Below are 10,754 nucleotides of genomic sequence, written 5' to 3'. Positions count from 1 at the left end.
CCCGGACGTCCGGCACCGAGGCCGGTGGGGCGATCGTCTGTTCCCCGCACTCGGGGATGATCCGGCACGGCACGAATAACGGATACACCGCCGGGTGTCTGTTCCCCGCACTCGGGGATGATCCCTGACGTCCGGCACCGAGGCCGGTGGGGCGATCGTCTGTTCCCCGCACTCGGGGATGATCCGGCACGGCACGAATAACGGATACACCGCCGGGTGTCTGTTCCCCGCACTCGGGGATGATCCTTGCTCGCATCCCACGTGATCGAGAACGACCGCGTCTGTTCCCCGCACTCGGGGATGATCCCCGAAGCCGTAGCTAAGGACGCCTGGGCCGTGAGGTCCGTTCCCCCTGCTCGGGGATGATCCGGGCGCGACGAAGACCGCCGCCGTGATCCGCGCGTGCTCCCCGCAGACGCGCGGATGAACGAAGGATGTGGTTCCGTGGTAGCCAGCGCAACCACGGAACCACATCCTTCGTGCAGCGCGGGGCGATTTCCCACGCATCGCCACGTGAGGCTCCTCTTGGTGCGATGAATGATCGCTGCTGGCAGGCGGTGAGCTACTACGCACTCCGACGGTGAAACCGCGCGATGACTCACCGCCCGCGCGTCCCGCCCCATCGCACGTCTTGTCGTTCGGGACGTGTACTCGTCCTCAGAATGTGACATCACCCGTGTCACATTTGAGATACTCGCGGTATCCTGATCGACATGCTCGATGTCAGCCAGGTCACATACCCGGTGTCGGACGACCGAGTCCGGCAGCTCACCGCACTCGTCCGCACCTCCCTTGGCGAGACGCGACGTACCGTCTCTCCGCTGACCGGCGACGAGATCGCAACGATCCCCGTCTCCAGCGTCGACGATGTCTCGTCCGCCTTCGAGGCCGCCCGGTGTGCTCAGCGCGCGTGGGCGCGCACCTCCCTCCAGGCGCGCCAGCGGATGCTGCTGCGGCTGCACGACCTCGTCCTGGACCGTCAAGAGGAGCTCCTCGATCTCATCCAGCTCGAGTCCGGCAAGGCTCGCGCACATGCCTTCGACGAGATCGCCCACCTCGCGCTCACCGCGCGTTACTACGGCCGCCGACTGGCCAAGATCGTCGGCCCGCACCGTCGCTCGGGCGTCTACCCGGGGCTCACCTCGGTACGTCAGGTGCAGCAGCCCAAGGGTGTCGTCGGCGTCATCAGCCCCTGGAACTACCCCCTGACGATGGCGATCTCGGACGGCCTCGCGGCCCTCGCGGCGGGCAACGCGGTGGTGCACAAGCCCGATAGTCAGAGCCCGCTGACAGCTCTCGCCGGGGTCGAGCTTCTCCGCGATGCCGGGTTCCCGCCGGAGATCTGGCAGGTCGTCAGCGGCCAGGGCTCCGTCGTGGGACAGGCGATCATCGAGCGCGCGGACTACATCTGCTTCACCGGCTCGACCGCTACCGGCAAGCGCGTGGCGAGTCAGTGCGCGGAACGGCTCATCGGCTGCTCGCTTGAGCTCGGGGGCAAGAACCCGATGATCCTACTGCCGGGAGCGGATGTCGAAAAAGCCGCGGCCGGTGCTGTCACCGCCGCTTTCTCCTCCGCGGGCCAGCTGTGCGTCTCCATCGAGCGCATCTACGTCCACCGACGCCAGTACGCGGCCTTCCGCGACGCGCTGGTGCGCCGGGTCCAGGCGATGAGCTTCGGCACCGCACTGGACTGGGAGGCGGACATGGGCACTCTGGTCTCCCCGGCGCAGCTCGCCACGATCGAGAAGCACGTCGAGGACGCCAAGGCCCACGGCGCCACGGTGCTCGTCGGAGGCCGTGCCCGCCCCGATCTCGGCCCCTGGTTCTACGAGCCGACCGTGCTCGACGGCGTGACTCCGGCGGCCGAGTGCTTCGCCGAGGAGACCTTCGGCCCGCTCGTCTCCCTCTACGTCTATGACACCGTCGACGAGGCCGTCGCCTTCGCCAATGCCGGCGCCTACGGTCTCAACGCCAGCGTCTGGGGGCCGGCGCGCGCGGCGAAGCAGGTCGCGGCCCGGTTAAAGGCCGGCACCGTCAACGTCAACGAGGGCTTCGCCGCCACCTTCGGCAGCATCGACGCGCCGATGGGCGGCATGCGCGAGTCGGGCACCGGTCGCAGGCAGGGGGCCGAGGGTCTTCTGCGCTTCACCGAGAGCCAGGCGATCGGGGCACAGCGGTTGATGCCCGTGGGAGGTCCGCCCTTCATCGGCGCCGGGGTGTTCAGCAAGCTCATGACCCTCGGCCTCCGGATCCTCAAGAAGGCGGGCAAGGCATGAGCGAGCATTACGACGTCATCGTCATCGGATCGGGTTTCGGCGGCAGCGTCTCGGCCCTGCGGCTCACCGAGAAGGGCTACCGCGTCGCCGTGCTCGAAGCGGGGCGACGCTTCCGCGATGATGAGTTCGCCACGACGTCCTGGCACCTGCGCGATTACCTCTGGGCCCCGTCGATCGGCTGCTACGGCATCCAGCGCGTCGACCTGTTGAAGGACTCCCTCATCCTGTCCGGCGCGGGCGTCGGGGGAGGGTCGCTCGTCTACGCCAATACACTGTACGAGCCCCTCGAGCCGTTCTTCCGCGATCCCGCTTGGGGTTACATCACGGACTGGAAGGACGAGCTCGCGCCGTATTACGACCAGGCCAAGCGGATGCTCGGCGTTGTCGAGTACGCGATGGAGACACCGGCCGATCGGGTCATGCGGGAGACCGCGCGTCGCATGGGTGTCGAGGGCACCTTCCACTACGCGCCCGTGGGCGTCGCCTTCGGGCCGGAGCCGGGAGCTCCGCTCGACGACCCCTATTTCGGCGGCGCGGGACCTCAACGCAATGCCTGCCTCAACTGCGGGGAGTGTATGACGGGTTGTCGGCACAATGCCAAGAACACGCTGGTCAAGAACTACCTCTACCTCGCCGAGCAGGCCGGAGCGGAGATCTTCGCCCTGACCACGGTCACGCGGGTGCGTCCCCGGCGTAGGGGCGGTTACGAGATCAGCACCAAACCGACCGACAAGCGCTTCGGCAGGGGCACCACGTTCACCGCCGACCAGGTGGTCTTCGCGGCGAGCGCTCTGGGCACTCAGCGGCTGCTGCACAAGCTACGCGACACCGGCGATCTTCCGCGTATCTCACGTCGTCTCGGGGTGCTGACCCGTACCAACTCCGAGGCATTGCTCGGGGCCATCGCCACCGACGACTCGGTCGATTACTCCGAGGGCGTGGCCATCACCTCGTCGATCCACCCCGATCCCTACACGCACATCGAGCCGGTCCGCTACGGCAAGGGCTCCAATGCGATGATGCTGGTGCAGTCCGCTCTGGCGCCCGCCGACACCGGCCGCCACCGACTGCTCGAATGGGCGATCAATATGGCCAAGATGATGCCCTATCTGCACAAGATCTTCGACTGGCGGCACTGGTCGCAGAGGACGGTCATCGCACTCGTCATGCAGGCCTACGACAATTCGATCACCACGTACACGAAGAAGGGGCTGTTCGGTCGTCGCCGGCTCAGCTCTCGCCAGGGGCACGGGCTGCCGAATCCCACCTACATCCCTGAGGGCCATCAGGCGGTCAGAGCGATGGCCGATGTCATGGGCGGTATCGCCGGCGGCACCATCGGGGAGCCGGTGGGTGTGCCGATGACCGCGCACTTCATGGGCGGTTGCGCGATCGGGGACTCGGCGGCCAATGGCGTCATCGACCCGTACCAGCGGGTCTTCGGCCACCCGGGGCTCCATGTCGCGGATGGGTCGGCCGTGAGCGCCAATCTCGGTGTCAATCCCTCCCTGACGATCACCGCGCAGGCCGAGCGGGCGATGGCCCTGTGGCCGAACAAGGGTGAGGCGGATCCGCGTCCGCCCCTCGGTGCCCGCTATCGGCGGGTGGAGCCGGTCGTGCCGAAGAATCCGGTCGTGCCGGACTCCGCGCCGGCTGCGCTGCGCTTGCCCGTGGTAGGAGTCGGCTGACACGTCTCCCATGATGGGATGCGAATAGTCGTCCTTTTTCGACCGAAGTCCAGCACCGACACGCATGTGACGGAAGAAAATTATGTGACTGGTGTTCCCCCTGAGGCTCTGGGCGATTAGCGTGGTGACCTATGAGTCGCCGCTTCCCCCTGCTCGTGGTGTCGGTCGTCGGCCTGATCGGGGCTTCGATGTCCGCCGTCCAGGCTGCCCCCGATGAGGACCGGGTCGCCGCGATCCAGGTCGAACTGGTCGAGTCGCGGCAGGCGCTCAACGGTCTGTACGCGAACGCGGCGGCGGCCTCCGAGCAGTACAACGCCGCCGTGGTGGCAGCGGAGCGCGCCGATGCGGAGATCGCGGAGCTGGGCGGGCAGATCGCCGACGCCGAAGCCGAGTTGGAGACCGAAAGGGCGACGGTCGCCGATCTCACCTTGAGGCAACTGGAAGGCAACGACAGTATCCAGGCCATCTCCTCCATGGTCGGCTCGAGCGAGCCTCGTGAACTGCTCGAGCGCGCCGGCGCTTTCGCCAGCACGCAGGATGCCGTGGCAGCCCAGATCTCGCAGCTGCAAGCCAAACAGGCGGTCGTGCGCACCGTGCTCGACGAGGCCGAGCGCGCGCAGCAGCGTCGCGACGACGCCCTCGCCGCGCAACGTTCGACCGTGCGGTTCATCGAGGACACGATCGCGGAGGCGGAACGGCGTCAGGGTGAGTTGGCCGGTGAGCGCGAGAGGCTGTTGGAGGAGCTGGCCAGGCTGCAGGAGCTCAGCGTCGACGAGGTGACCTCGCGGCAAGATCGCATCGACGAGCGCATCGATTCCTCCGGACCCTCATCTGTGCCCGAGGGGGCGCCGGGCGGGTCCGGCGGTGAGAACAGCTCGCCGTCTCCGAATCGTCCCGCTCCCACCACCGAGGCTCCGCGACCCACCCAGCCGCCGCCTCCACCTCCGAAGCCGAATCCCCCCGCGCCGAAGCCGCCACCCCCGGCTCCCGCTCCGAACCCGTCGGGTGTCGAGGCGATGATCGGCTACGCGCAGGCCCAGCTGGGCAAGCCCTATCAGTGGGGTGGCGCGGGTCCGAACTCCTTCGACTGCTCGGGTCTGGTCATGCGGGCCATCCAAGCGGCCGGAGGAAGCTCGCCGCGTGTGGCAGGGGACCAGTACAACGCTTTCCGGAAGATCGATCCGGCGCAGCGTCAGCGGGGTGATCTGCTGTTCTGGCAGAACGGATCGGGCATTTACCACGTAGCCATCTCGCTCGGTGGCGGACGGATGATCCACGCGCCCAACTCCAGTCGTCCCGTCGAGATCGTGTCGGATACCTGGATGGGTGCCCCGCACCTCGCCGCGCGCCCCTTCTGATGCCGGGCCGGCTATGGAAGGGGCCTGTCTCGGGCGGTGGGCCAGTGACCCCAGGCCCCGTTGAGCGGTAGACGGTCAACCTGTCCGAGGCCTCGATAACGTTGATCAGCTACCGCCTCGCGGGAGGTGAGGTTGATCAGGTACCGCCCGCCGCTGAGGGGTTAGGACTCCGGGCGGAAGATCCCGGCGGGGGTGATCGCGAGGCTCACCGTCACGTCGTGGTCCTCGTGGGGGAGGGCGGGCACGAGCTCGTCGGCGAAGACGATCGCGCAGGTCAGGCCGGCATGGTGCGCCAGGGCGCGATCGTAGTAACCGGCCCCGCGGCCCAGCCGGTGACCGGCATGATCGACCGCGAGCGCCGGCACGAAGGCCGCGGAGCAGGTCCCGAGCGCCGCCGCGCCCAGGCGGATGCCGGACGGCTCGGCGATCCCGTGCGCACCGAGCGATATCGGCTCGTCGTCGACCACGACCCAGTCGAGCGTCCGGGTCGCCGGGTCGCTGACCGGCACGATCACCTCGACTCCCCGGCCTCGCAGCGCTTCGATGAGCGGCCGGGTGTCCGGTTCCTCCGCCATCGGCAGGTAGCACGCGACCCGGGGTCCGCGGCTCAGGGCCAGTTGGGAGAGTGCGTGGAGGGCAAGCGCCTCGCCCGATGCCCGACGCTCGGCGGCGGGTCGCGCACGGCGACGCGCGAGGAACTCGCGGCGCAGCATCGGCTTGCTCGCGGGTGCGGAACCGGACATGGCGCTAGCCTATGGCGGGTGAGTGGACTCAACGAAGCGCAGGAGCGGATGCACGCCGCGGGCGTCCCCCAACAGGCCATCGACGTGTTCTCGGACTTCTACGCTCAGCTGGAGACCGGAGCGAGCGGTGCGATCCGCGAGTCCGATGTCGACCCGCTGCGCGATATCGACGCGGTCGCCGATCTCGCCTTCAGCCCGAAGGAGGCTCGCGCGGCCGCGCAGGTCACGGCGATCATCAAGCTCAACGGCGGTCTCGGCACGTCGATGGGCATGGACCGGGCCAAATCGTTGCTGCGGGTTCGCGAGGACGCGAGCTTCCTCGACATCATCGCCCGGCAGGTCACCTACGTCCGGGAGAATCTCGGTGTCCGTCTGCCGCTGCTCTTCATGGACAGCTTCCGCACCCGCGATGACACGTTGGCAGCCCTTGCACGCTATCCCGATCTGGCCCACGGCGACTTGCCGCTGGACTTCCTCCAGAACCGCGAGCCCAAGCTCCGCGCCGACACCCTCGCCCCCGTCGACTGGCCCGCCGATCCCTCCCTCGAGTGGTGCCCGCCGGGCCATGGTGATCTCTATACGGCGCTGCAGACCTCGGGTGTCCTCGATCGCCTGATCGACGAGGGGTTCCGTTATGTGTCGGTCTCGAACTCCGACAACCTCGGTGCCGCGCCCGATCCGCAGATGATGGCGTGGTTCGCGCAGTCCGGAGCCCCCTATGCGGCCGAGGTCTGCGAACGAACGCCCGCCGATGTGAAGGGCGGCCACCTGGTGGTCCGCAAGCGCGACGGGCGGCTCGTGCTGCGCGAGACGGCGCAGACCGCCGCCGAGGACGAGCAGTACGCCACCGATCCGCAGCGGCATCGCTACTTCCATACCAACAACCTCTGGTTCGATCTGGTGCGGCTGCGCGAAGTCCTGGATGAGCGGCGCGGAGTCATCGGGCTGCCCCTCATCCGCAATGAGAAGACCGTCGATCCGACCGACCCCTCCTCGCCCAAGGTCGTGCAGATCGAGTCCGCGATGGGAGCGGCGGTCGAGGTCTTCGACGGTGCGACGGCCATCGAGGTGCCGCGCTCGCGGTTCCTGCCCGTCAAGACCACCAATGATCTCGCGCTCCTGCGTTCCGATGTGTACGAGCTGGGCCCCGACGGGCGTCTGCGTGCCGCCTCGGCGGCGCCGCTGGTATCGCTCGATCGCGACTACTTCACCAGAATCGCGGACTTCGAGAGGCGCGTGCCCGAGCCGCTCTCCCTGGCGCGGGCGACGCGTCTCAGGGTCGAGGGCGATGTCAGCTTCGAGGGTGCGGCGACGGTCATCGGCGACGTCACGGTCACGGCGCCGCACGGCGAGTCCCGGAACGTCGCTGCCGGAACCGTCCTGCGCGCGGGTTAGGCTGACACACATGACAGCGGGAGAGTCGACGAGCGGAGCGTCCACCGCGGCGTCTGGTGGCTCTGGGCTGCCGCCCAGGCCGCGACCGCACAGCATCGCTCCAGGACGTCTCACGGTCGAGGACCACCTCGAGACGATCCTGCGCGGTATCGGTCCGCTCGGTGCCTACGATCAGCCCGTCGTCGAGTCGCTGGGACTGTCGCTGCATGAGGAGATCGTCAGCGATCTTGACCTGCCGCGACACGACTCCGCCGATATCGACGGCTACGCCGTCGCCGCACAGGATCTCGCCGGGGCGAGCACGACCGGTCCCGTCGAGCTCCCCCTCGTGGGCGAGATCGTCTCGGGATCGGGCAAGCCCTTCGCGATCAGTTCGGGCACCTGCGTCACCATCATGACCGGGGCCCCGCTGCCGCATGGAGCGGACGCTGTCGTCCCGGTCGAGCACGTGCGTGGGGATCATGCGCGGGTCGGCTTCACCCGTCCCGCGAACCCCGGACAGAATGTCCGCCGCCAGGGCGAAGATGTGCAGGCCGGGTCGCTGGTCCTGCCCGAGGGCTCGGTGCTCGGACCGCGCGAGATCGGCCTCCTGGCCTCCGTGGGACGCTCGCGGATCAAGGCTCGCCCGCGTCCGCGTGTCGTCATCATCTCCACCGGTCGCGAGTTGCGCGAGCCGGGGGAGCACCTCGGTCACGACTCGGTCTACGACGGCAACTCCTCGATGATCGCCGCCGCGGTACGCGCGGCCGGGGCGATCGCCTTCCGGGTGGGCGCGGTCGGCGACGATCCGCGTCAGTTCCAGCGAGTCCTGTCCGATCAGCTGGTGCGCGCCGATCTGGTCATCACCACCGGCGGGCTCGGCCACTCGCGCCGGGATGTCGTGCGGCAGGTGCTCGGTTCTATGGGCACGGTGCAGTTCCACGATGTCGCCCTCGAGCCGGGACACGACCAGGGATTCGGGCGGGTGCTCGACGAGGAGACCCCGCTCATCGCGCTGCCCGGTGATCCGGTCTCGGCCTTCGTCTCGTTCGAGGTCTTCGCGCTCCCGGCGCTGCGCCGTCTGATGGGCCGCACTCCCTACCGCCGTCCGCAGGTCCATGCCGTCCTCGCCGAGGACATCGCCTCGGAACCGGGACAGCGGGAGTACGTGCGAGGCGTCTTCGAGGTCACCCACCGCGGTGCCAAGGTCACGCCGGTCCAAGGGCGGGGCGCTCACCTGATCGGCCACCTGGCCCAGTCGAACGCGCTGATCGTCGTGGGCGAGGATGAGACGGCGCTGAACCTCGGCGACACGGTGCGCACCATCGTCCTCGATCGCTCCTTCTGATGGCCCGCGGCTGGCCGGTCACGTTGCGTGACGGCCAGGTCGGTGTCCGGCCGTTGGCCCGGCGCGATGCCACCACCTGGTCGCGGCTGCGGGCCGACAATCTCGAATGGCTCGCCCCCTGGGAGGCTACCCTTCCGCCCGGCGCGGGGCCGTCCCCGATCTCCTATGTGACCATGATCAGCGGCCTGCGCCGCCGTGCCCGTGAGGGAAAGGTCATGCCGTTCGCGGTCACCTGGGAGGGGCAGATGGTGGGCCAGTTGACGGTCAATGCGATCACCGGCGGCTCGGCGCAGTCGGCGAGTATCGGCTACTGGGTCGCGAGGTCGCATGCGGGACGCGGCATCACGCCGACCGCCGTGGCGCTCGTGACGGACCATCTGCTCGGGCCGGCGGGCCTACACCGTGTCGACATCGCCATCCGTCCCGAGAACGCCGCGAGCCTGCGGGTCGTCGAGAAACTCGGCTTCCAGCGCATCGGCATCGCCCCGCGCTACCTGCACATCGCGGGAGACTGGCAGGACCACGTGCTCTTCCAGCTCACCTCCGAGGACGTCCCCGAGGGGGTCCTGCGCCGGTGGCACCGACGTCACGTGTGACAACTCATCGGCGACACACGTGGGCTGATCCCACGATCCGGGTCTCCGAAGCCCTACGGTTTCAACGTGGCTTCCTCCGGACTCATCGTCGCGTTCGTCGTCGCCCTCTGGGCGACGTACTTCGTGCCGCTGGTCCTGCGTCGCTACGACGAGGCCAATAAGAACTCCGCACTCGATACGGAGGGTCCCATGCGCCGTGTGGTGACGTCGAACCAGATCGACACTTCTTCCCCCGCCGCCGAGTCTGCTGCCGATCCCCGGCCGCAGGTTGCGCCGCGCCGTCCTGCCCCCACTGTCACGCGAGAGGCGGCACGCATCGCCGCCCGCCGTCGCCGTAACACCCTGCTCACGCTCGTGGCGTTGCTCGCGGTCGTCGGGGGAGTCGCCGGCTTCGGGTACCTGCCGCTGTGGGCGATCGCCGTTCCGGCTGCGCTCATCGTGGGTTGGTTGATCCTGTGCCGGGTGATGGTGCGCGCCGAGCGCGGCATCGCCCATGCCCGAGCCCCCCGCGTGCGCGAGGAACGGCCTGCCGCCCCGGACACCGCCGAGCCGCGTGAGCCGCGCGCTGGTCGTCTCGCCGGGCTCAAGGGCAAGATCGGATCGCTCAGATCCCGGGTCACATCGTCGTCCGCACCGGAGTACAGCGCCGATGACGAAGAGACCATCATCGTCAATGTCGACGACATCGATCCTGACCGCAAGCACGTCATGGAGGACGTGCCCCTCACCGAGGATGCCCTCGACGAACAGCTGGAGATCGCGGTGCCGAGTGTCGGTGTCGACGGTCAGATGCTGTGGGATCCGCTCCCGGTGACGGTGCCCACCTATGTGACCAAGCCGCGCGCCGGTCGCACGGTCCGCACCATCGATTTCACCCAGGCGGGCGCGTGGACCTCCGGCCACGTGGAGGGCGAGAATGTGGACTTCCCGACTCGCAGCGACGAGCAGGACCATCCGCAGACCCGCCGGGCGGTCGGTCACTGAGCCAGTGATAGGCTCGGTGCCACTGGGGCATTGGCGCAGTTGGTAGCGCGCTTCGTTCGCATCGAAGAGGTCAGGAGTTCGAATCTCCTATGCTCCACCCGGCGCACAAGGTTCAAACACTGGCCCGTAGAGATACGGGCCGGGGTTTGGACCTTGTGTGATTTCTCTGCCCAAGTGAGTGCGTTGCCGTTGAGTTCGGGGTCGACCAAGACCTCGTAGGCGCGAGCGTGCTCGGGCCGCAGGGTGTTGTCCTCGTCGATGTAGATCTTGGTGAAGAGCGCCTGGTTGCACAGCCGGCGGTTGGTGTCGTCGCAGCGGGAGTAGATCGCGGCGCAGTTCTCCAGTAGGTCGAGTGCCTCGTCGTGGTGGTGTCAGGCCGTGGCGTCG

Annotated in this window: 8 protein-coding genes, 1 tRNA gene and 1 CRISPR repeat array; of the genes, 8 read left to right on the top strand and 1 reads right to left on the bottom strand. The window is 68.3% G+C overall.

Annotated features, from left to right (window positions below):
- Positions 1-35 precede the first annotated feature (35 nt).
- Positions 36-369: direct repeats of the CRISPR family, unit length 28 nt; unit sequence GTCTGTTCCCCGCACTCGGGGATGATCC.
- 344 nt (positions 370-713) lie between these two features.
- The 3 genes from BHE97_RS18685 to BHE97_RS19865 all read left to right on the top strand — a co-directional run bounded on the left by BHE97_RS18685 (position 714) and on the right by BHE97_RS19865 (position 5,322).
- A complete protein-coding gene (locus BHE97_RS18685; protein ID WP_087625553.1) occupies positions 714-2,276 on the top strand; it encodes a succinic semialdehyde dehydrogenase in 1,563 nt (520 codons plus the stop codon).
- A complete protein-coding gene (locus BHE97_RS18680) occupies positions 2,273-3,964 on the top strand; it encodes a GMC family oxidoreductase (RefSeq protein WP_087625552.1) in 1,692 nt (563 codons plus the stop codon). The genes BHE97_RS18685 and BHE97_RS18680 overlap by 4 nt, the downstream gene beginning before the upstream one ends.
- Before the next feature lie 131 nt (positions 3,965-4,095).
- Positions 4,096-5,322: a C40 family peptidase gene (locus BHE97_RS19865; RefSeq protein WP_140400264.1), complete on the top strand. Its 1,227-nt coding sequence runs from the start codon at positions 4,096-4,098 to the stop codon at positions 5,320-5,322.
- 161 nt (positions 5,323-5,483) lie between these two features.
- On the opposite strand, the gene BHE97_RS18660 is transcribed toward BHE97_RS19865, so the two are convergent.
- Entirely contained in the window at positions 5,484-6,065 is a 582-nt protein-coding gene (locus tag BHE97_RS18660; protein WP_087625548.1) for a 5-formyltetrahydrofolate cyclo-ligase, read from the bottom strand.
- 48 nt (positions 6,066-6,113) lie between these two features.
- Between BHE97_RS18660 and BHE97_RS18655 the strand changes: the two genes are divergently transcribed.
- The 5 genes from BHE97_RS18655 to BHE97_RS18635 all read left to right on the top strand — a co-directional run bounded on the left by BHE97_RS18655 (position 6,114) and on the right by BHE97_RS18635 (position 10,464).
- Complete coding sequence (locus BHE97_RS18655; protein ID WP_087625547.1) at positions 6,114-7,460, top strand: UTP--glucose-1-phosphate uridylyltransferase; 1,347 nt, start codon at positions 6,114-6,116, stop codon at positions 7,458-7,460.
- Positions 7,461-7,470: 10 nt separating this feature from the next.
- Positions 7,471-8,787, top strand: coding sequence for a gephyrin-like molybdotransferase Glp (gene glp, locus BHE97_RS18650; RefSeq protein ID WP_087625546.1), 1,317 nt, complete (start codon positions 7,471-7,473; stop codon positions 8,785-8,787).
- Entirely contained in the window at positions 8,787-9,383 is a 597-nt protein-coding gene (locus BHE97_RS18645) for a GNAT family protein (protein ID WP_087625545.1), read from the top strand. The genes glp and BHE97_RS18645 overlap by 1 nt, the downstream gene beginning before the upstream one ends.
- 66 nt (positions 9,384-9,449) lie before the next feature.
- Positions 9,450-10,367 carry a hypothetical protein gene (locus BHE97_RS18640; RefSeq protein ID WP_087625544.1) on the top strand — a complete coding sequence of 306 codons (918 nt, stop codon included), beginning with the start codon at positions 9,450-9,452 and terminating at the stop codon, positions 10,365-10,367.
- A gap of 24 nt (positions 10,368-10,391) precedes the next feature.
- Positions 10,392-10,464: transfer RNA gene (locus tag BHE97_RS18635), tRNA-Ala, on the top strand.
- Positions 10,465-10,754: the final 290 nt, after the last annotated feature.

This window comes from Aeromicrobium sp. PE09-221 (assembly GCF_002174305.1).
In the GTDB taxonomy this organism is placed as follows: Bacteria; Actinomycetota; Actinomycetes; order Propionibacteriales; family Nocardioidaceae; genus Aeromicrobium.
Note: the sequence above shows the minus strand (reverse complement) of the source record. Positions and strands in the feature narration are given on the sequence as shown.

Excerpts from the sequence above, each read along its gene's own strand:
- BHE97_RS18685 (WP_087625553.1), top strand. The coding sequence starts at position 714 with ATGCTCGATGTCAGCCAGGTCACATACCCGGTGTCGGACGACCGAGTC.
- BHE97_RS18680 (WP_087625552.1), top strand. The coding sequence starts at position 2,273 with ATGAGCGAGCATTACGACGTCATCGTCATCGGATCGGGTTTCGGCGGC.
- BHE97_RS19865 (WP_140400264.1), top strand. The coding sequence starts at position 4,096 with ATGAGTCGCCGCTTCCCCCTGCTCGTGGTGTCGGTCGTCGGCCTGATC.
- BHE97_RS18660 (WP_087625548.1), bottom strand. The coding sequence starts at position 6,065 with ATGTCCGGTTCCGCACCCGCGAGCAAGCCGATGCTGCGCCGCGAGTTC.
- BHE97_RS18655 (WP_087625547.1), top strand. The coding sequence starts at position 6,114 with ATGCACGCCGCGGGCGTCCCCCAACAGGCCATCGACGTGTTCTCGGAC.
- glp (WP_087625546.1), top strand. The coding sequence starts at position 7,471 with ATGACAGCGGGAGAGTCGACGAGCGGAGCGTCCACCGCGGCGTCTGGT.
- BHE97_RS18645 (WP_087625545.1), top strand. The coding sequence starts at position 8,787 with ATGGCCCGCGGCTGGCCGGTCACGTTGCGTGACGGCCAGGTCGGTGTC.